Annotated in this window: 22 protein-coding genes and 1 pseudogene; 21 read left to right on the plus strand and 2 right to left on the minus strand. The window is 28.8% G+C overall.

Annotation, left to right across the window (positions count from 1 at the left end):
- Positions 1–140: 140 nt before the first annotated feature.
- The 5 genes from DMR38_RS07255 (at position 141) to DMR38_RS07275 (ending at position 6,045) form a co-directional block, all read left to right on the plus strand.
- Positions 141–1,403, plus strand: a complete 1,263-nt coding sequence (locus DMR38_RS07255) for a S41 family peptidase (RefSeq protein ID WP_127720662.1) — start codon at positions 141–143, stop codon at positions 1,401–1,403.
- A 1-nt stretch (position 1,404) separates the two neighbouring features.
- Positions 1,405–2,169, plus strand: a complete 765-nt coding sequence (locus DMR38_RS07260) for an ABC transporter ATP-binding protein (protein ID WP_127720663.1) — start codon at positions 1,405–1,407, stop codon at positions 2,167–2,169.
- Entirely contained in the window at positions 2,156–4,042 is a 1,887-nt protein-coding gene (locus tag DMR38_RS07265; protein WP_137440567.1) for an FtsX-like permease family protein, read from the plus strand. The genes DMR38_RS07260 and DMR38_RS07265 overlap by 14 nt, the downstream gene beginning before the upstream one ends.
- Before the next feature lie 95 nt (positions 4,043–4,137).
- A complete protein-coding gene (locus tag DMR38_RS07270; protein WP_243124477.1) occupies positions 4,138–4,278 on the plus strand; it encodes a nucleotidyltransferase domain-containing protein in 141 nt (46 codons plus the stop codon).
- A 93-nt stretch (positions 4,279–4,371) separates the two neighbouring features.
- Positions 4,372–6,045 carry an AAA family ATPase gene (locus DMR38_RS07275; protein WP_127720664.1) on the plus strand — a complete coding sequence of 558 codons (1,674 nt, stop codon included), beginning with the start codon at positions 4,372–4,374 and terminating at the stop codon, positions 6,043–6,045.
- Positions 6,046–6,226: 181 nt separating this feature from the next.
- On the opposite strand, the gene DMR38_RS07280 is transcribed toward DMR38_RS07275, so the two are convergent.
- On the minus strand, positions 6,227–6,589 hold the full coding sequence (locus tag DMR38_RS07280) for a transposase (RefSeq protein WP_347562548.1): 363 nt from the start codon (positions 6,587–6,589) through the stop codon (positions 6,227–6,229).
- Between the two features lie 104 nt (positions 6,590–6,693).
- Between DMR38_RS07280 and DMR38_RS21735 the strand changes: the two genes are divergently transcribed.
- The 6 genes from DMR38_RS21735 (at position 6,694) to DMR38_RS07310 (ending at position 15,166) form a co-directional block, all read left to right on the plus strand.
- Positions 6,694–8,574 carry a hypothetical protein gene (locus DMR38_RS21735; RefSeq protein ID WP_175412939.1) on the plus strand — a complete coding sequence of 627 codons (1,881 nt, stop codon included), beginning with the start codon at positions 6,694–6,696 and terminating at the stop codon, positions 8,572–8,574.
- A gap of 20 nt (positions 8,575–8,594) precedes the next feature.
- Positions 8,595–10,697 carry a DEAD/DEAH box helicase family protein gene (locus DMR38_RS07290; RefSeq protein ID WP_127720665.1) on the plus strand — a complete coding sequence of 701 codons (2,103 nt, stop codon included), beginning with the start codon at positions 8,595–8,597 and terminating at the stop codon, positions 10,695–10,697.
- Positions 10,698–10,702: 5 nt separating this feature from the next.
- The gene (locus tag DMR38_RS07295; protein WP_127720666.1) at positions 10,703–10,882 is read left to right on the plus strand and encodes a hypothetical protein; all 180 of its coding nucleotides are present in this window, start codon (positions 10,703–10,705) and stop codon (positions 10,880–10,882) included.
- A complete protein-coding gene (locus DMR38_RS07300; RefSeq protein ID WP_127720667.1) occupies positions 10,872–12,836 on the plus strand; it encodes a hypothetical protein in 1,965 nt (654 codons plus the stop codon). The genes DMR38_RS07295 and DMR38_RS07300 overlap by 11 nt, the downstream gene beginning before the upstream one ends.
- A 2-nt stretch (positions 12,837–12,838) precedes the next feature.
- On the plus strand, positions 12,839–13,279 hold the full coding sequence (locus DMR38_RS07305) for a hypothetical protein (protein WP_127720668.1): 441 nt from the start codon (positions 12,839–12,841) through the stop codon (positions 13,277–13,279).
- A gap of 546 nt (positions 13,280–13,825) precedes the next feature.
- On the plus strand, positions 13,826–15,166 hold the full coding sequence (locus DMR38_RS07310) for a UvrD-helicase domain-containing protein (RefSeq protein WP_127720669.1): 1,341 nt from the start codon (positions 13,826–13,828) through the stop codon (positions 15,164–15,166).
- A gap of 181 nt (positions 15,167–15,347) precedes the next feature.
- Here DMR38_RS07310 and DMR38_RS07315 read toward each other — a convergent pair whose 3' ends face one another.
- Positions 15,348–16,637, minus strand: a complete 1,290-nt coding sequence (locus DMR38_RS07315; RefSeq protein WP_127720670.1) for a transposase — start codon at positions 16,635–16,637, stop codon at positions 15,348–15,350.
- Between the two features lie 125 nt (positions 16,638–16,762).
- On the opposite strand from DMR38_RS07315, the pseudogene DMR38_RS07320 reads away from it, so the two are divergent.
- From DMR38_RS07320 to DMR38_RS07350, 10 genes and pseudogenes are all read left to right on the plus strand, one after another.
- A pseudogene (locus DMR38_RS07320) lies at positions 16,763–17,299 on the plus strand (DUF3427 domain-containing protein); the annotation flags it as partial.
- A 173-nt stretch (positions 17,300–17,472) separates the two neighbouring features.
- Positions 17,473–17,637, plus strand: a complete 165-nt coding sequence (locus DMR38_RS21740; RefSeq protein WP_023163223.1) for a hypothetical protein — start codon at positions 17,473–17,475, stop codon at positions 17,635–17,637.
- A gap of 1 nt (position 17,638) precedes the next feature.
- The gene (locus DMR38_RS07325; protein WP_127720671.1) at positions 17,639–17,887 is read left to right on the plus strand and encodes a hypothetical protein; all 249 of its coding nucleotides are present in this window, start codon (positions 17,639–17,641) and stop codon (positions 17,885–17,887) included.
- Between the two features lie 187 nt (positions 17,888–18,074).
- Positions 18,075–18,818, plus strand: a complete 744-nt coding sequence (locus tag DMR38_RS07330; protein ID WP_243124481.1) for a DUF429 domain-containing protein — start codon at positions 18,075–18,077, stop codon at positions 18,816–18,818.
- A gap of 97 nt (positions 18,819–18,915) precedes the next feature.
- The gene (locus tag DMR38_RS22490) at positions 18,916–19,038 is read left to right on the plus strand and encodes a hypothetical protein (protein WP_279230804.1); all 123 of its coding nucleotides are present in this window, start codon (positions 18,916–18,918) and stop codon (positions 19,036–19,038) included.
- A gap of 223 nt (positions 19,039–19,261) precedes the next feature.
- Entirely contained in the window at positions 19,262–20,059 is a 798-nt protein-coding gene (locus tag DMR38_RS07335) for a J domain-containing protein (protein WP_127720672.1), read from the plus strand.
- A 19-nt stretch (positions 20,060–20,078) separates the two neighbouring features.
- Positions 20,079–20,471 (plus strand): HIRAN domain-containing protein, encoded by a 393-nt coding sequence (locus DMR38_RS07340; protein ID WP_127720673.1) that lies wholly within the window; start codon positions 20,079–20,081, stop codon positions 20,469–20,471.
- 78 nt (positions 20,472–20,549) lie between these two features.
- The gene (locus tag DMR38_RS22495) at positions 20,550–20,672 is read left to right on the plus strand and encodes a hypothetical protein (RefSeq protein ID WP_275935553.1); all 123 of its coding nucleotides are present in this window, start codon (positions 20,550–20,552) and stop codon (positions 20,670–20,672) included.
- Position 20,673: 1 nt separating this feature from the next.
- Positions 20,674–21,051 carry an HIT family protein gene (locus DMR38_RS07345; protein WP_127720674.1) on the plus strand — a complete coding sequence of 126 codons (378 nt, stop codon included), beginning with the start codon at positions 20,674–20,676 and terminating at the stop codon, positions 21,049–21,051.
- A gap of 261 nt (positions 21,052–21,312) precedes the next feature.
- Positions 21,313–21,786 (plus strand): UPF0158 family protein, encoded by a 474-nt coding sequence (locus DMR38_RS07350; RefSeq protein WP_127720675.1) that lies wholly within the window; start codon positions 21,313–21,315, stop codon positions 21,784–21,786.
- Positions 21,787–21,944: the final 158 nt, after the last annotated feature.

The raw sequence follows: 21,944 nt of genomic DNA on the forward strand, positions 1-21,944 counted from the left end.
TACTTAAGGTTACGAAAATGTCACATAACACTTTAAAATGTCATGTAATGTGATGGAGAAGAAAAAACAAAAAGATTAAAATTAATATATAAGATTAAAGAGGGCCTCTTAAAGTATATTGTAAGGAGGAAAATAAGCTTATGCTTAAAATAAAAAGAAAAATAGCAGCTGTATTAATGATAAGTATAATGTTTGCTTTTTCAGGGTGTGATAACAGCAGCAAGTATGTTTGTAAAAGTGGAAATAGGGTAGAAGCCTGGCAGAAGGATTTGGATTATCTTAAGGAAGAACTTCCTAAAAAACATAAGAATTTATTCTTTAAATTGAGTAAGGAGCAGTTCAACAGTGAAATTGAAGGTTTAAAGCAGTCTTTAAATAAAATGAATGATGATCAAATTCAAATGGGTATAAACAAAATAATGACATCTATTGGTGATGGCCATACAGGTACTAACATAAGTTCAGAAAAAATGTTCCCATTGGATTTGTACTGGTTTAATGATGGCATTTATGTTATTAATACAACAGATGAGTATAGTCAAATCAAGTATAATAAGCTGGTAAAAATTAATGATAAACCTATACAAGAGGTAATTAAAAGTGTTTCACAAGTAATTTCTCATGATAATGAACAGGGTATAAAGAGCCAGATAGGTTATTATATTGCAATGCCTTCAGTGCTTCATGGACTTAGTATCATAGATAATATGGATAGTTGTAAGTTTACTTTTGAAGATAGTAATGGGAAAACATCAGATGTGAATTTAAAACCATTAAGTGGGGATACAGTATTTAATGCTGTAATTGGTAAAGGAAAAGAAGGAGAGAAGACTCCTTTGTACATGAAAAATCAAGATAAAGCTTATTGGTATGAATATTTAAAAGACAGTAAAACAGTTTATTTTAGCTATAATAAATGTTCTGAAATGCAGGAAAAAAGCTTTAAACAATTTTCTAAAGAACTTATGGATGTAATTAATAAAAAAGATGTGCAAAAGCTTGTTATAGATTTGAGAAATAATGGAGGAGGAATTTCAACAATACTCAATGATTTCATTAAGGAAATATCAAAGAGCAAGCTAAATCAAAAAGGAAAGCTTTATGTCATTACAGGTAGAAAGACTTTTTCATCTGCAGTATTAAATGTTATAGATTTAAAGAAAAACACTAAAGCAATTTTTGTTGGAGAGCCTACATCAGGAAAACCTAACCATTATGGTGAAGTTAAAAAATTTAAGCTTCCAAATTCGGGATTAACTATAAAGTATTCAACAAAGCACTTTAATAATTATGATAAAGACGATTCTGAATTTATTCCAGATAAAGAAATAACAACATCTATAAAGGATTATGTAAATAATGTTGATCCTGTAATGGATTATATAATTAAAGGGGATAGATAAAATGAGTATAGTAATAGAAACTAAGGATTTAGGGAAAATATATGGTTCAAAAGCAGTGGCTTTTACAGCACTTCATGGTATTAATCTTAAGGTGGAGGAGGGTGAATTCTTAGGGATTATGGGTCCCTCTGGAGCAGGTAAAACTACTTTGTTAAATTTACTTTCAACTATAGATGTACCAACTACGGGGAATATTATATTTAATGGTAAGGATATAACCAAATTAAAAAATAAAGAGCTGTCATTATTTAGAAGGGATAAGATAGGTTTTATTTTTCAAGATTTTAATTTGCTGGATACTATGACTGTAGAAGACAATATAGCTCTGCCTTTAGCATTATCTAAGGTAAATCATAAAGAAATACAAAATAAGGTTAAACAATTAAGTGAGTTTTTTGGAATTGATAGGCACTTGAAAAATTATCCATATGAGCTTTCAGGAGGGCAAAAGCAGAGAACAGCAGCAGCAAGGGCTTTAATAACAGAGCCTTCCGTAATATTTGCAGATGAACCTACAGGAGCTTTAGACTCCAAGTCCTCTGCAGAACTACTTCAATGCTTGAGCAGCATGAATGAAAAGTTCAATAAAACAGTAATAATGGTAACCCATGATGTTTTTGCAGCAAGTTACTGCAAGAGAATATTATTTATAAAAGATGGAAAAATTCATGCCAGAATTGATAAAAATGAATCAAGAAAGGAATTTTTTCAAAGAATAATTGAAATGCTGGCCGCTTTGGGAGGTGCAGTTAATGAACTCCTTTAGTATAGCCTACAATAATTTTAAACATAATATAAAAACTTATGCTTTAAACCTTATGGCAATGATTTTTTCTGTGGCAGTTTATTATAATTTTATAGCTTTAAATGATAATCCACAAATTGTTCAAATTAATGAAATTATGAATATTGTTAGATCTGCATCAACTTCAACAGCAGTACTGCTTCTTGTATTTTTAGTATTTTTCATTTGGTATTCAAATTCCTTTTTTCTAAAGCAAAAGAAAAAAGAAATAGGAATTTATGCTTTTATGGGCATTGATAATTATAAAATAGGATTAATTTATGCCTTAGAAGGATTTTTACAAGGACTTCTATCTATAGTCATTGGCAGTTTTATTGGAATATTATTTTCAAAACTATTTATAATGCTTTTATGCAAAGTTGCTTTTTTAGATGTAAAAATAAACTTTTTTGTATCAGTACATGCGCTTATTGAAACAATTATTACATTTTTAATTATATTTTTTATAATTTCAGTTTTAGGTTATTTTAATATAGTAAGAAGTAAATTAATAGATTTATTTAATGCTTCAAGAAGGCAGGAAGGACTTCCTAAGTTAAGTAAGTTTAAAGCAGCAGCTTCAATCATAATAATTTTAATAGCATATGGTATGTGCATAAGCTTGCCCAAATTAGCGGTAATTGGCAGCGTTCCTATTATAACTATAATGATTATTTTTGCAACTTACTGGCTTTTTGGTTCTTTCTTTTCAATGATAATGAGATATATTTTAGATAAAAAACAAATTTTATATAATGGTACAAACATTGTAAGCATATCCAATATTGTTTTTAGAATTAAAGGAAATTACAAAACCCTTGCAACTATTGCTATTTTGATTGCATCAGCAATTACAGCCTTAGGAACAGCAGCTTCAATTAAATATAATACAAAAATAGAATTGGATCTTCCTTATTCTTTTACTTATATATTAGATGGCAACACAGGAGATGAAATTGAACCTAAAGTTAATAAGTATATTACTTCAGCAAATCACAATATTTTATTAAAGGAAAAAGTCAATTTTATTTTTGTAAATAAGTTCAAAATTGATAAAAACCTTTCAGAAGATGAATTTATGGTAGTTAAAGCTTCTGACTTTAAAAAGATAACAAAAGATTTAAAGGTTAAAGATGCAGAAGGAATTTTACAAAAATCAGAACTTAAAAGTGGTGAGGTAATTTATGTACAAAGACCTAAAACCCTTGTACAAGCAAGTAAAATAAAAAACATTGAGATTAGCAATTTAAAGTATAATGTAAAAATGGATTTAAAAACACCTTTATTTGGTGGAATAATAAATGATCCTTGTTTAGTAGTAAATGATAAAGATTATGAAATAATAAAGAGCAATTTTAAGGAAAGCAAATTTTATGGGATTATAGTAAATGATCAGAAAAATACATTAGATTTATCTGCAAAGCTAAGAACTATAAGAGTTTTAGACAATAACTTATATTCCTATGCTCAAAAATATAGATCTGGGTATGAAGCTTATGGAGTTATTTTCTTTATGGGATGTTTTTTAGCACTTGTTTTTGTAGTAGCTACAGGAAGCATTATTCATTTTAAAATTTTAAGTGAAGCCTATATGGACAAGGAAAAATATAAAATTTTATTGAAAATTGGAATGACGGAAAGAGAACTAAAAAGTACTATTTCAAAACAAACAGCAGTATATTTCATCTTGCCTTTGCTTGTAGGTGTAATTCACAGTTCATTTGGTATAGTGATATTGAGCAGGTTAATGGATTGCAATTTATTATTGCCTACAGCTGTAAGTGTTGCGACTTTCATTGTAATTTATGGGATGTTTTATATTTTTACATTGGGTAAGTTTAGAAAAGTTATTTAAGTTAGCTTACTATTTATATGGTAGACGGGGTGAATAAATATATTTAAATTGTATAGTGATTTATGTAAAATTGCTATACAATTTTTATATTAAATATGAAGGATAAATATAATATAAAATTTGCATATATTTTTGCTTCACAAGCAACAGAGGAAGCTTCAGAAAATAGTGATGTAGACATAGTCATATATTTAAGTGGATTTGCAATAAATCTGTTTATAGTTCTTTTTATGTGAGTATTTGTTTAAATAGGCTGAGTTGTAGGATATAATAAAGTAAGAAATTGTTTTTTGTTTTTTGAAAATGATTGTAGATATGGAAGTGATAATGTGAATTTTAAACCATTACCAATAGGTATAGATAATTTTGAAATGCTAATAACTAGAGATTATTATTATGTTGATAAAACATTACTTATCAAAGATTTAATAGATAGCAAAGCTTCTGTAAATTTGTTTACAAGGCCAAGAAGGTTTGGAAAAACTTTAAATATGAGTATGCTGCAGTATTTCTTTGAAAATAGTGAAAAAGACAATTCTTATTTATTTGAGAATTTAAATATAATGAAAGCAGGAGAAAAATACTTATCACATATGGGGAAATATCCTGTAATAAACATTTCATTAAAATCTACAAAGCAGCCAACCTTTGAATTAGCACTAAAGTGTATTAAGGATGAACTTGTAGATGAATTTAGGCGTCATGATTACATTTTAAAAAGTGATAAATTAAGCAAAGAAAAAGAAGAATATGAAAGAATAGAAAGAAAAGAGTTTGGTGAAGAACTTTATATAACAGCACTAAAATTTTTATCACAGTGTTTAGAAAAATATTATGATAAGAAAGTAATAATACTTATAGATGAATATGATGTGCCTCTTGAAAATGCATTCTTTGAAGGATTTTATGATAGGATGATTAAATTTATAAGGTCTCTTTTTGAATCCGCATTAAAAACAAATGTTTCCTTAGAATTTGCAGTGGTAACAGGCTGTCTAAGGATTTCAAAGGAGATTATTTTTACAGGACTAAATAATTTAGAAATTATATCCATATTGAGTGAATATTATGATGAGTATTTTGGATTTACTCAAGAGGAAGTGAGTAAAATTCTAGAAGACTATGGACTTAGTGAAAAGGAAGAATTAACTAAGGAGTGGTACAATGGATATATTTTTGGTAATGCTGAGGTATATAATCCCTGGAGTGTTGTAAAATTTGTGAAGGATTTGTATAAAAATAAAAACGCATTTCCATCCTCCTATTGGGCAAATACCAGTTCCAACAGTATAGTTAAAAGCTTAATAGAAAGGTCAGACTCTAAAACTAAGCAGGAGATAGAATTATTAGTTGAGGGCAAAACTATAGAAAAACCTATTCATGAAGATATAACCTATGATGAAATTTATGATAGCATGGATAACTTATGGAACTTCATGTTTTTTACTGGATATTTGAAAAAAGTAAGCGAAAGAATGGATAATGAAGATAAACGTTATTTAGAATTGAGTATACCAAATAGAGAAGTTAAATATATTTTTAGAACTAAAGTCTTAAAGTGGTTCGAAGATAAGGTAAAAGCAAAAGATTTAAGTAAACTATATAATGGCATAATAAATGGAGAGCCTGAAATTTTTGAAGAAGAATTAGGAAGATTGCTTATGGAGACTATAAGTTTCAATGATGCTTATGAAAATTTTTATCATGGCTTTGTTGTAGGAGCTTTAGCTAATATGCATGATTATATTGTAAAATCCAACAGAGAAGGTGGAACGGGACGCAGTGACTTATTTATAAAATCTGTGTCTAAAAGGGGAGTAGCAATAGTTATCGAATTTAAAATAGCCAAAAGCATTGATGATTTAGAAAAAAGAGCAGAGGACGCATTAGATCAAATTGAAAATAAAGGTTATGATATGGAACTTAAAAGCGAAGGCTATAAAAATATTATAAGGTACGGTATAAGCTTTTATGAGAAAGACTGCTATATAAAAATGAAATAAAAAAGGGGCTGTCGCATTAGCATAAAAATTTATGTTAATGCGACAGCGTTTTTTTAACATTTTATAGAAATTTATATGATGATTTAAAGCAAAATAAGCTTGATAACTAAAAAATGATGCAGTTTAATAAGCCCTCGATATTAAGACTTTTTTTATTTAGGGAATCTTTAAAATTTTAAAATTAAGCACTCTTTTTAAGTTGAAAAAGATGTGTCCCTGTTCTGGCTGACTGAATTTTATTATGGAGCTTATTTATATTATGTGCCATCGCTAAAAGAATATTTTCCACCAAAATATTCTTTTTACCTTTACTTAGATATCTACGAAATCCCATATCCTGTTTTATCTCTGCAAAAGAACCTTCGGCTTGGATACTTCTATTCATTCTTAACTCGCAGCCTTCTTCACTTACAATTCTTTCAAGATTCTCTTTGCGAAGTATGTTGAACAGCTTTGAAGTTTCAAGACTTTTTACTCTTTCTTCTAATGGAATTTTACAGTTATATCCTTTTATACATGTGAAGATTGCAGTAACTGTAAATATAAGAGTAAATGTATCTAGTTACTGGTCTTGAATACATTTTGAAATAATAGTATAATATTTATTGATCGAAAAAATGTTCGATAAATAAATAATGGAGAAAAAAGATGAAGATAGGAATAATAGATGCAGATTTAATGGATAATGGAACTAGACATCCCAATCTCGCTTTAATGAAAATTGCAGGATATTATAAGGATAAAGGAAATGAAGTAAAATTAGTGTATAAATCTTATAGTGAAGTAAAAGAGTACGATGTAATCTATATGTCAAAGGTATTTACATTTACGAAGGTACCAGAATGGATTTTGGGCTTGGACAACGTACATATTGGAGGTACAGGATTTTTTGAAGATGGTGGTGAAAATTTGCCTGATGAGATAGAGCATCATATGCCTTATTATGATTTGTATAAGGAATATGTTGAAGAAGAAATAGACAAAGGGAGAAGTAGGACTAATTTTGCGGATTACTTAGAATATTCTATTGGATTTACTACTAGGGGGTGCTTTAGGAAATGTTCGTTTTGTGTTAACAAAAAATATGATCATGTAGAGCGCCATTCATCAGTGAGTGAATTTTTAGATGAAACTAGACCATATATATATTTGTGGGATGATAATATTTTGGCATATCCACAGTGGCGAGAGGTTATTACAGAGCTTCAAGAAACCGGCCGGCAGTTTCAATTTAGACAGGGAATTGATTTAAGGCTCATGACTGACGAAAAAGCTAAAGTATTTAACTTAGTGCACTATCAGGGAGATTTTATATTTGCGTTTGATCATGTTGAAGATAGGGAGTTGATATCCGAGAAGGTACAATTATGGAAACGGTATTCTTCAAGGGTATGCAAAATGTATGTGCTAAGTGGATATGATTCACAAGATGAGAAGGATATAGCAAATGTATTTGCAAGAATAAATATTTTAATGAAATATGGAAGCATACCATATATTATGCGTTATGAGGATTACAAAGCAAGTAAATTTAGAAGTATGTATGTGGAATTAGCTAGATGGTGTAATCAACCGCAGTTCTTCAAAAAAAAATCATTTAGGGAGTTTTGCATAGCTAATCAAGAGTATAAAAAGAACCAAGATTCAAATTGTGCTGCATACCAGACAATGATCGATTTTGAAAGAGAATTTCCCGATATTGCAGGTAAATATTTTGATCTAAAATTTGAAAATGAGAATATATACAAGGTACAATATGGTTATGGAAGAAAATATGCAAATAAGCCACAATGTAAGTATTGTAAGACAAGTGGTAGTTGCTGGGAAAGGTTTATAGGTAGCAACAAGGATAAAGAATTTTTAAAATTGTATTTTACAAAAGAAATAGATCTTCTATGTCTTGATTATCCTAATGCAGAATGTAATTTTGATGGCTATGATGCTGCAAGATATGTGTTAGATGTTATCAAAAGAAATTCAGTAGATCAGATAATAGAATGTCTAATTGATGCTAAAAATAGAGAGCCTGTATCTGCAAATAATATTCCTCAATATAGTAATATTGAGGATGCGTTTTATAGCTTAGTTAATATTTTAATGCAATTTAAGAAAGAAACTATTGGGTTTGAAAATATAGGATACTATTTGGAAAGAAAGGATAGGCCAGATAAAAAATCAGATAGTGCTTTAAAAAAATATGGAGAAAATCATACTAAGCTAGCATGCTTATTAGACCTAGTTCACATTACTAAAAATGGAATACGCTCAGATATAAGAATAACTAAAATGGGAGAACTTTATAGTAAACTTTCTAGGAAAGAGCAGGAAGATATAGCAATAAAGTTGTGCTTAAGAATACCAATTGTTCAAAATAGATTTGTGGAAGATAAGAAAATTGATACCATCGACAGAGATTTTAAAATTTTATCTAAAAAAACTCAAAAAAGAAGAAGATCTAATGTCCTAAATATGGTAAAATTGATCTTAGAAAGAAGCACTATATATAATACGAGATATTTTATGATTTAATGTAGAAGGTGTGATATATTTTGAGCTTTAATAATATTGATATTAAGTCCAGCTATGAAACAGGCCAAGATGATCTTATTCAGGAATTCTATGTGCCTGTTTTAGAAAATGCAGTTAGTTATGACCGTATAGCTGGATTTTTTTCGTCTTCATGTTTAGCTATATCAGCTAAAGGAATTGTGGGCTTGATCAAAAATGGTGGAAAGATGAGAATAATTGCATGCCCTAAGATAAATCAAAATGATGTTAATGCGATTTATTTGGCGACTGAAAATCCTGAAAAATATTTAGAAGATAATTTATTAAATGAGTTACAAATATGTGAAGACGTATTTGAGCAACAACATGTAAATGCATTAGGATGGTTAGTAGCTAAGCAATTGTTAGAAATTAAAATTGCCTTTGTATATGAAAATGGAAAACTATGTACGGGAAATGATGCGATTTTTCATCAAAAGGTAGGAATCTTGTGTGATGAAGAAGGAAATGAAATTTCTTTTAGCGGATCTATAAATGAAACTGCATCTGGATGGCTTAAAAATATAGAAGAATTTAAGGTGTTTAAATCGTGGAAAACAGAGCAAAAAGAATATATAAATTCTGATATTAAGAAATTTCATGACTTTTGGAATTCAAATAGAAAAAACGTTAAAATGTATAATTTACCTATTACAGTAAAAAAAAGGTTAATAGAGTATGCGGACAATTTTGAAATCGAAAAAATAACTGCAAAACAATACAACAAAAATAGGAGATATAACGAGAGTCAGGAAAAGTTGAACTTATTTAATTATCAAAAGGAAGCAATCAAAAAATGGGAAAAAAACAATCGCAAGTTATTATTTCAAATGGCGACAGGAACAGGTAAAACGAGAACGGCAATAGGATGTATTGCAGATGTTTTAAATGATGAAGATAAGGTGTTGATCATTGTTTCCTGTCCACAAGGAACTTTATCTATGCAGTGGAAAGAGGAAATTGATAAGTTAAATTTAGGCATAGAGAAGTCATATGTTATTGATGGAACCAATACTAAATGGAAAAGTAATTTAAAAGAGCTTATTTTAAAAAGTGAGATTAATTATTACACTAGCGTAATAGTGTATACAACACATAGAACTTGTTCTAAAAGTGAGTTTATAGAAAGCATAAATATGTGCAGTGATAGGCAAAAGATATTATTTATTGGAGATGAAGCTCATGGACTTGGGTCTGTAGTATATAGAAGAGGATTGCTAGATAGATATAATTATAGAATTGGACTTAGTGCAACTCCAAGTAGGTGGTTTGATGAAAGTGGAACTACGGTGCTGGAAAAATATTTTGGAAATGATTTGTTTGAATTTTCAATTGCGGATGCTTTAACTAAGATAAATCCATTAACTAATGAGACTTTCTTAGTTAATTATTACTATAAATTAAGCTTTGTTGATTTGGATGATCAAGAAATTGAAGAATATAAAAAGTTATCTAGTGATGTAATTAAAATGAAAAAATATGCTAAAGAATCTATTGAATATGAGAAAAGGCTGGAAAATATTTTATATAAGAGAGCTAATATTGTGAAGAATGCTAATGCTAAGTATGAAGAGCTGGAAAAAATAATTAATTTAATGAATGATGTTAAAGATACTATCATTTTTGTTTCAGATGAACAAATTGACGAAGTTTTAAGAATATTAGGTAGAAAAAAAATTGTAGCCCATAGATTGACACAAAATGAAAAAACAATTCCAGATATTAAGTATGGCGGAAAAACAGAACGGATGGATATCATTGATAAGTTTAAAACAGGTTATTATAAGGTATTGGTAGCAATAAAATGCTTAGATGAAGGTATTGATATACCAAGTGCTAGTACAGCAATATTGATGGCAAGTAGTACTAATCCACGTGAATATGTTCAAAGAATAGGGAGGGTAATAAGGTGGGCTCCAGGGAAAACTAGAGCAAACATTTATGATATTTCTATAAGACCAAGTATAAATAGAATAGGAATTAAGGAATTAGTTCAATTTGAAAGATTAGTTATTAGTAAAGAAAGAAATCGTTTAGTTGATATTTCAACTAATGCCTTAAATAATGCGGAAGCATTGGAATTAATTAATTCAGTATTGGAGTGATATAAATGGGGTTAAATAGAAAAATATTAAATAAAATTGTCACTAAAACAAACGATGATAAGAGGATGCAGAAATTTATAATTAATATCTTACAAGCAGAAAACAAAGGCATTGGAAGATATACCAAATTTTATAGAGATCAATTAGAAAAGGCTACTGAGGAGGCTAAAGCTAATGAGGATTGATTATATAGAAATAATAAACTATAGACAGTATATAAATGTAAGATATGAATTTGGAAAAAAGAAGGGTTATGATTTACATATAATTAAGGGAAAAAATGGTATGGGTAAAACCAACTTGCTTAATGCTATAACGTGGTGTTTATATAATGAAGAACCTCATTTAGGAAAAGAAAATTCAGGCAAACCTAGATTAAATACTTTAGTTTTAAATAAAGCTAAAGCTGACGGAATTGAAAAATGTGAAATAATAGTTAGGGTAGCATTATCTGAAAATAGCAATTCTATTGTTTTTGAAAGAAAGCAAGAGTATGGAACTAATGGACATGGTTTTGAATATAAGCCGTCTTTTAGTGTCAGTTGCATACAAGGTCAAGGTGAAGCAAATGTGTTTACAGATGATGAAACTGCAAATAACTATGTTAATAGGTATTTACCCTATGGTATTAGAAATTATTTTTTCTTTGATGGAGAGCAATTAGAAAAATACGTTCTAAATGAGCAAGGCGAAGAAATTAAACAAGCTATCCATGTCATTTCACAGGTTAAACTTTTGACATCAATGAAGGATCGGTTGGAAAAAGTTGTGAATGAATTAAATTCTGAGGCAGGTAAAAAAAATAAAAATATAAATGTTGAAGTTAAACAAAAAAATGATTTAAAAAACAAAACTGAGAATATGGAGGATACTATCAAGGAATTAAAAAAGCAAATTATAGTTTCTGAGAGTGTAATTAAAGAGTGTAATGATTTCTTGAAAGGTAAAGATGGTGTTCCAGAAAAAGAAAAAGAATTTGAAGATCTACAGGAAGACTTAGCAAACAAGATTGCAGAAAAAGAAGAGGTAGATGCTGAAATACGTAAATTTATTATACGATATAAAACATTATTTTCATTCTATCCTGCGATTAAGGATGTATATGATAAAATATGTAAAAAAGAAATTGAAGGAGCCTTTCCACCATCAATAGATAAAGATTATTTAAAGAGAATGTTAAAGGAACATAAGTGCTTTGTGTGTGATAGAGATTTAGGTCAACATGATGAAAAATCAGTTAAAAACTTGTTAGAAAAATTATCATTATCATCGGAGCCAATTCAAATATTAACAAAGATCAAGGGCGAATTGGAAGATAGAATAGATGAAACTAAAGATTATATAGTAAAAAGGGACAAATTGTTTGGTAGAAGCAAATCTATAGAGGTTCAAATTGAAAAAATTGAAGAAAAACTTAATAAATTAGATAGTTATTTAAAACGTTTTTCTAACAAAGAAAAGATAAGAAATATGCACCAAAAAAGAATTGATAATACTAATTTAGTGAAGGTAAATAGAACTAGACTTGTAACATTAGAAGTCCAATTTGGAGAAATGAAAAAAGAATTAAAGAATATTGAGAATAAGATAAAAGATGATATGGAGGCAATAAATGAGTTTAATGATCTTAATAGAAAAATAGATTTTGCAATGAGATCAAAGGGGATTATTACTGCAATAGAAACAGAAATGATGGACGAAGTAAGAGAGAAAATGAGATGTGAAATAATGAAGTTATTTGAGGAGTTAGAGTGGAAAAAGGAATCATTTAGCCATATTGAATTGGATGAAATGTATAATTTGGAGCTATTTGATAACGATGAATTTCCATCAATAGGTACGTGTAGTGCTGGAGAAAGAGCTTTATTAGCACTATCCTTTACATTAGCATTACAAAAGGTTTCAGGTTACGATTCTATGTTGTTTATAGATACGCCTGTAGGTAGAATTGACGAGGACAATAGGGCTAATTTTGCTCAGGTATTAAAGAATGTATCAATGAACAAACAAATAATAATAACATTCACTAATTCTGAATATTCAAAAGAGATTCAAAATGTATTTGAACCTATTAGGAGCTCTTTTGTAGAATTGGTAACTAAAGATGAAAAAGTCACTACGTTAAATGTGGAGGAATAAAAATGGATAATAAAGATAATGGAATTAAATTTTTGCATAGAGGTGCAGCAAAAAAAGAAATTGTAGATAGGATTGATAAAAATAAATTCTTAGGATTAAATAATCCGAATACAAGCAGAATAGATTTGTTCTTATTTGCTATGGCATTAGGAATGGATACTACACCAACGGAAGTAAAACAGAAAGAAACGTTTATTCGTGATGAATATATAAAAATAAAGCATGATGCCTTTTTTTATTCAGCATTTATATACAAGATGGAAGATAAAGAGAATTTTGATGCAATAAAAAATATAGATAATGTATATGAATTTGCAGAAAAATATGCGAATACTGGATTTGATTTAATCGATGATATGATGAAAACTAAATCGGAGTCAGTTTCTGAATTAGAATTAGTAAAAGAGATGGACCAAGAATATGATAAATTTTTTGGTAAATAGTATGATTGTTATTAGTGATATGAATAAATTTTAAGACGAAATTATTTAACTTAGGCAAATTTGGAGATAGCTTTTTTATATTCTTTTGATACATAATCGACTAAAGGAAAGGGATTACTCCCTTTCCCTCGTCTTCTTTTCATGCTAATATTTGTTTAGTCTCCACCAACTATTTTTGTTGGGATGTCTATGTTTTCAGAAGTTTAGCACTTAAAAAATTTTTAGGACGATAGTCCTTTGAATTATAAAGCCTTATGAATATTTACAGTAGAATTAATAGATTCTGATTTTTATTGGAAATTATGTAGAAAAAATTTGCATAATAAAAACAACAGATAAATTTACATCAGTAGAAATCTTGTGGAATATAATGCATAAAAGATAGAATATTGAAAATAATATCTTTCATCAATTGAAGGCGGAATGGAATTTAGGTGCTAAATCTCTGCCAGTAAAATATAAATCTTTATAGAAATATTGTGTATGCTAAAATTGATACAAATATAATTACAAATAAAACCTAATAAAAAATAGGGAGATTTAATCATGGAAAGAAAAATTTACATGGAGAAGCTTTTTTCAAAGCAAAGAGAAAAACTTATAGATATGTGTATTAGAATTCAAAAACAAGGGAAAAAATTTCTTTACATAATGCCTTCCAGTGCTGTTATAAAAGAAGTAAGGAGAAAGCTGTTAAATGAAGGATGTGGACTTTTAGGCTCTAGAGTAATCGTTTTCGATGATTTAGAAATGGATATAGTAAAGGAAGAAATTCCACAGGATAGAGTTATATTTGAGCCTGTGGTGAAGGTAATTATTTCTGAAATTTGCAGCAAGCTTAAGGAAACAGAAAAACTTAAATATTATGAGAAATTGTACAATAAAAAAGGTTTTCATAGTGAAATTGCAGCACTAATTAGAAGCTTAAAAAGAAATTGTATAGATGAAGAAAAGTTTTTAAAAGTTAAGGAAAACATAGAAGATGAAGTTTTAAAAGCTAAAATGGAAGATTTGTTTTTAATATATACAAGCTACAATAAAAATTTAAAAGAAAATAATATTTATGATAGAAATGATATTCCATTAGAAGGCATTAGATTAGCTCGCAATTTTAAGAAAATAAATAAATATGACTCCATTATAATAGATGGTTTTACAGATATAGAAAACATAAGTATAGAGCTTATAGAAGAAATAGCGGGGAGCAGTAATGTAAATATATATGTAAATTGTCCTTATGTAAATTCTTTTATGGAGGATTTCTTAGGGGAGGAAATAAAAAGTCCCTTTGAAAAAATGGGCTTTGAAATAGTAAGTGAAGATGGGGAACTTTATGATATAAAAGATGACTTTAAGGAATTAGGAAATAAATTTTATTCAGGTGAAAGATTATCTTGTAATGTAGAAGGACTTAATATAAAAGCTTATCCTTGTATAAAGACGGAAATCAGGGAAACTGCAAGAGATATAAAAGAAAAGCTTATGGGTGGAGTGAATCCAAAAGACATTGCTATTTACATAAATAATAAAGAAGATTACTCTCCATATATGGTTGATATATTTAATGAGTTTAATATCCCTGCGGCTTTAAATTATGAGATAGCTCTTAGCAGCTCAGAACTTATTAGAAAAATGGTTAAAGGTCTTTTAGAGTATGAAAAAGACAGCTGCTCTGGGGAAGAGTGGTTTAAAATATTGCACCAGCAGATGGAAAGTAAGAAAGACTATATGGCAGAGCTTATTTATAAGGTGTTTAATTCAAATATTGATGTTGATGATAAATTTGAACTTATGGCTTTTGAAGGATTTAAAAATTTAATTCATGAACTAAAGCTTAGCTTTGAAAAAAGTGAAATGATTAATAACCTAAATTTCGTACAAATATAAAACTTGTATTTGTACATAAATTCCTGTTAGTATTAACTATAATATTCCTTTAGCTTCCAATATTTTAGGCAAAGCCTGCTGGAATAATATACAAATATTAAAAATGATAACACTAAAAATAGCTAAAATTTTATTTCTAGTTTTGGATTAATTTGTATTGATTAAAAGTCAATTTTCAACTTCAGATATTAAAAGTCATTTGTATATATTTAGGACTACAAAGTGCGTCAGCAATTAGCCTTGCTAGATTTGTTATCGGTGGAATATTTACACTAATTCCTTCAGAAGTCCTTTTTACAAAACCTTTTATAGTTCCAATACTTTTGACTAAAACTCTTACTCCTACATTTTCAAGTTCTGTTCCGCACAGAACTGTAGATTTAAACCAACTTATGAGATTATGTGTTATAAATACTAGCCATAAAAATCCGTAAATGCCGTAAAACTTTGAAGTTCTTAGGTTTTTTATATGGTATACATTCTTTGCCATTTTAAAGAAAGCCTCTATAGTTTGATGTTTGTTATAAAAATGAAATATCTCTACTGCGTTCATATCCTTACTGCTTATATTGGTTATTAGTAGTGAATATTTTAGTTTTCCTTTTGAAGACAGCGTCTGAACTATAATGTTTCTAACTCCATTGTTTTCTGGAAGTTCGTAAACCCAAGCAGCCTTATCGGCCTGAGTATATTCTGAGTAATCTATATCTTTGGCAATATTTTTAGCACTTACTGTGGAGTATGCCTTGGTAACGAATTTTAACTTAGAAATTGAAAGCAGCTTTTCAACGTTATCTGATGAACCAAAGCCACTATCAGTTCTTAAGATTAAGTTACCATTATGAAGTTGATCTTTATATTTAGACAGTATAGCTTTTAGTAAGTCATTATAGTGGTCAGTACAATGGGTATTTCCAGAATCTAAAAACATTGCTACTGTTTCAGAATGTTCACCAGTAAAGGCGGCAGCTAGTTGATATCCTCTTTGATTTTTTTTCTTAGCAAAGTAGCCTTTTTCAGCTAGTTCAAAAGTTTTACCATTAGCAATTAGACCTGTTTGGTCACAGTCTACAACTACTTGCGTATGAGAGGAGATTGAATTACTGTGTTCCCTAAAAAGATGGTGGTGAATATCTTGCAGTTGGCTTATACTGTCAGAATCAAACCGTCTAATTAGCTCATTAATCTGTGATTGGTCTGGGGCCGTATCCATATCAAACATATTTAGAGCAAGTTTTTCTACACCAAGCTTTTCATTGATATCTTTAGTAGTCTCACAACCAATAACTATAGACATCATAGTAACAATAAGTTTTTGGTAAACAGAATAAGTTACTTTTTTCATTTTAAGCTTAAAACTTTCAAATGGCTTAAATAAGTTGATTTTTAAACCAAATTGCATTACTGCAATTAACCAAGTGGAGGTAGTTTCCTCTTTACAGTTATTTTGAGTAAAGGTAAAATTATTCATAGGATAATACCTGCCTTTCTTAATTTTTATCTGCAAATAAAATTATACTTTAAGGCGTGGTATTATCCTACTATTTATTTTTTGGAAACTACAATTTGGAAACTACTAAAGTTTTGTTTGTACAAAACTTAGGTAATTATAATTACTTACATATTGATTTCGTAGATAAAACTGTGGATTTAGGAGGAGCTGTTCCATTAGATTTACATTGCAATTATTCTATAGATCAGATTATGGCTGCCTTTGGATATTTTAATGAAAATAAAAAGCCATCCTTTAGAGAAGGAGTAAAGTATTTTAGAGAAATGAAAGTAGATGTCTTTTTTATAACTTTAAATAAGTCGGAAAAGGACTATTCCCCTTCCACTCTTTATGAGGACTACGCCATGAATGAGAGGTTATTCCACTGGCAAAGTCAAAGTAGAACCAGTTTAGAAAGTGAAACAGGACAAAGGTATATTAATCATTTCAAAACAGGTAATAAAATAGTTTTATTTGTTAGAGAAAATAAGAAGAAGGATGGTTTAGCTGCACCTTACATTTATTTGGGAGAGGCAGAGTATGTAAGTCACAGAGGAAACATGCCTATTAGCTTTGTGTGGAGATTGAAGGAAGAGATGCCTGCGGGGATTATGGGAGCAGCTAATAAGGGAGTAGTTTAAAAAATACAATTGGTAATGCATCTTTAGGTTGGGGTGTGTACTTTTTAGGAGAAATAGATTTGGCTAAGAAATATTGTGAAGATACTATGTTTAGATTATGAGAATAGGATATAATAGAGGTGTAAAAAATGTTTTCATATAATGCTAAAGTGTTTTTATGGAGGTATGTTTAAATGAAGAATAATAATGAAAAATTATATGATATATTTTTAAATTATTCTTACAATGATTTAATGGATTTGTTTAGAAAAGCTAAATGTAAAGAAGAACAGGATTTTTATGCTATGCTTTCTAACTTAGTGCTTCAAAGAGAAGCAGAAAAGGTTATAGGTAAGTAGTATGCCAACATATACAATATTTGCAGGAGTTAGTAGGGGTGGGCATGGAATACCTGATAAAGATGTAGAAAGAAGATATAGTGAATCTTTAAATAACTTACTTAATGTTAATGAATTATGTGATGAAATTAATATTTATGATAACACAGATATATTTAAGCTGGTGATATCTATAAGAAATGGGAAAATGATATGGTATGACAAAAATTTACCTAAATGGACAAAAACAATAATGAATTCAGAAGTTTGAAAAATTATTAATCTTCCCCAGTAGAGTCTTTGAGTGTTTGATGAGTACTTGAGGGGGCTTTACATATGGAATAAGTAAGATTCATTGATAGATTAGGAAAAGAAAAAGGGATTACAGATCAGTTGGCAAATTTTATTGAAATGTCCACATCGGCAGTATCAAAACAGGAAAATTTTAAGGAGAAAAAATGAAATTTTGTGGTATAGATGTACATTTAAGAACTTTGTCAATTGCAGAAATAGATGAGAATTTCAATGTAAGTTTATTGAAGAATATGATTTTGAATGAACTAAAAGAATATATAAAGAATACTCCTATAACTTTAATAGCAATAGATGCACCATATAACCTAAATCAAGGTTTAATGAATGATGAAGCATATAGAGATAAGCTAGGTAGAAAAATTAATGGACATTATAATAAAAAAGTTTCAGAATACGAGTTATCAAGAAGAGGTATAAATCCATTTTCTACTCCATCATCTATGGAAATAGTAAGAAGTAAAAACTATTTATCTTGGATGGAAACAGGATTCAAAGTATATAATATTTTAAAAGAAAAAGGATTTGAATTACTAAATGAAAGTAATTTAAATGAAAAGAAAGATAGAGGAATGATTGAAGTATTTCCTCATGCTTGTTTTACAGTTCTTAAAGGAAAGCTTCTATCCAATAAAAATACTGAAAAAGGAATAAATAAGAGAATAAATGTTATTGAGGGACAGGGCTTTACTGGAATTAGAGATTATCTTAAAAATATAAATAAGAAGTATAAGGATGATTTCCTGGATGCATTAATTGCAGCTTATACTGCATATAAAATATATAATGGAAGCGGAACGTTTGTTGGTGATATGGTAGAAGGACAGATTGCTTTACCAGTAGATAAAATTAAAGATTCATATAAAAGAGCAGCAGATCTAACCAATTAATGGAGCACCAGATGCTCTAGAATTATTAAAAACCAAGCAGAATGAAGATATTAATGTAACTATAGCAGGTGAAAATAATGAAATTGTAAATGTTACTTTGGTAAGTATGAAAAATAGAAGCGATGGCTTAAAAGTTTCAGATGAATATAAGAAAATACTTAAAGATTTTTGGGGAAGTAGTGGAGATGGAAAAGAATATATAATAAAAATAATATTTTAAAGGAATACATAATAATAGAGATAAGTTTTAACTTTCAGAAGTTTTATAAGATTTTGTAGAAAAGTTACTATTTAGCTCCATTTTTTTACTGTAAAAAGAGATGAATATGTTATAAAATGGTAGTAGTGTTTGAAACTTTATGTAAAAAGAGCAATTAATGAAGAATAATTTATAGAAAAATTTTAGTGAGTTGTTTTTATTGATAACTTAAGGAGCAGATGAAATGGAAGAGAATAATGTAGGCTTTAATATAGAATATGAAAGAAAAAAGAAACTTCTTAAATCATTTATAGAGCAACTTTCCAAACTTATAGAGGAAAAAGATTTTCTTTTAAATGTGAAAAAGGTAAATATAGAAACAAAATATATGTGTTCCATTGGAAAGTATGAAATGGAGAGAATGAACTTAAATTTTGAAATAAGAGCTTTGAAAAAAGAAATATCCCTTAGACAATCAGCATTAAATAGGGGAGAAGTTGTGTCAGAAGAATATATCCAACAAGTTATGAAAGAAGAATTGAGAGTTTGGCATGAGAAGATAAATGCTTTTTCCAAGCAGATAAAAGATGCAGAAATATTTATGAAATTACCAAAGCTTTCTGATGAAGAAAGCAAAAGATTTAAAAGCTTATATAGAAAACTTATAAAGCTTTTGCATCCGGACATACATAAATGTGATGAAAGGGACAAACTTTTGTGGCAAAGGGTTTGTGAAGCTTATAAGAATGGAGATTTAGAAGAATTAGAGAACTTGATGTATTTAGTGGAAGACAAAAATATGGATGATTTATTATATAAACAAGATGAAAGTATAGAAGATAAAATTGAAAAGTTAAAGAATTTAATCTTTAAATGCCTGGATAAGATAGATAAAATAAAGAAAATGTTCCCATTCACAATTGAAAAGGAGATTTCAAATGATCAGTGGGTGAAAGACAAAATTGATGAAATTCAGATAAATATTCAGTTCTTGAAAACCTATAGGGAAAGATTAAAGGTTGTACTTAGCGAATTTAAATAAGTTTTAGGGGATGTGAAGTATGGATGACAAGGCTTTAACTAAATTTAATACTTCAGGGACAAGCCTCATAAATTCCTTTTCCACAGGAAATTTACCCATGCCATATGCTAATGAGATATTTTTATTAAATATATGGATTGCAGGTTTAAACTATTATGAAGGACACAGCATAGAGAAGGAACTAAATGTAGGAGACAAGTTACTGTTAAAAAGGGAGCCCAAAAATCAATATGATAATTTGGCTATAGAAATATATGATGCTAAAAATAGAAAGCTAGGGTATGTGCCAAGAACAAAAAATGAGGTTATATCAAGGCTCATGGATGGCGGAAAGCTGTTGTATGGTATAATTACTGAAATTGAATATGAGTATTTGCAGATAAGTGCAGATATTTTTATGAGTGATTTTTAAATAATAGAACTGAAATTGCAGTAAAGTAGAGAATATTATTTGAAAGTATAAATTAAAGTAAAGGGGCATTTTTTAGGAGTGCTTAGAAATAAATATTTAGCTATTGCTTCAAAAGAAGATATAACTTTTAAAAGTCTTATATTAGGTGGAGTAAATGATATCAAGAATATTAAGCTTCAAATTAGAGAAGGAAGGGATTAAAATGACAGATTGTATATTTTGTAACTACAACAAATCAGAAATAATAGCAGAAAATAAGCTTGCTTTTGCTATAATGGATAAATTTCCTGTAAATGAAGGCCATACCTTGATAATACCCAAAAGACATTTTCCATTTTTGTTTGAAGCCTCAGAGGAAGAATTAAAAGCTATATACAGCCTTATGTATGAGGTTAAGGAAATGTTAGATATTCAGTATGAACCGGCAGGATACAATGTGGGAGTTAATATTGGTTATTATGCTGGACAGACAATAAAGCATTTGCATGTTCATCTAATTCCTAGATATAAGGGAGATGTAGAAAATCCTAGAGGGGGAGTTAGAAACTTAAAGAAGGCTTTAGTTGAGTATGATGGGTAAAATACAATATTTGTAACGTTAGGGTGGAAGCATGTATAAAATAATGACAGTAGAGGATGATTTAAGACTTTGTGAAGAAATACAAGAAGCTCTTTCAAATTAATAGAAATAAAAGATATACTGCAGTGTGGATTAAAGAAGATGGAAAAAAGATATTTGAAGTAATGGTTTAATTAAATTTTTTGTAGTTACGGAGATTGGTAAAGGATAATTCATACGTTGAAAAGTTTTTATGATAAATTAAAAGTGAGGGCTGTAGTGATGAAAAAAGTTAAATTAGAAGATATTATAGAAGCTATGGAGTTAGTTAATGATGATAGCAATTATTATTATAATAAGATGACAGGTGAAATTACTTATGTGGATGATGAAACAAGAAGATTAGCTGAGGATTGCAGCATGGAAGATTTAGAAAGTTTGCCTGATTGGCAGAGGGATGATGTTAGAGCGGCTATTGATGTTGAAGAAAACCGGAATTATTATATTGCTTTACCATCAAAGTTTGATATTAATGAGTATGATATTATGGTTGAATTTTGTTATTCCTTAGATAATGATAAAGTATCCAATCGACTGTTAAGTGTATTGAATGGAAAAGGAGCTTTTAGAAGATTTAAGGATACGACTTTCAGGCTTAATGTAGAAGAAAAATGGTATGAGTTTAGAGATGAAGCTTTGAGAAAAATTGCATTAGATTGGTGTAGTTGCAATAGAATAGAAATTGAAAATAATTAGATATGGGAAAAATATTTATATTTAAATCGTAATTAGAGACAAGTTTTAGCTTTTAGAAGTTATATTAATAAACTTTTATAGAAGAGTTAGTACTTGTCTCCATTTTTTTACTGTAAAAAGATATGAATATATTATAAAATAACAGTATAATTTGAAAT

Origin of the sequence: Clostridium sp. AWRP (assembly GCF_004006395.2) — a bacterium.
In the GTDB taxonomy this organism is placed as follows: domain Bacteria; phylum Bacillota; class Clostridia; order Clostridiales; family Clostridiaceae; genus Clostridium_B.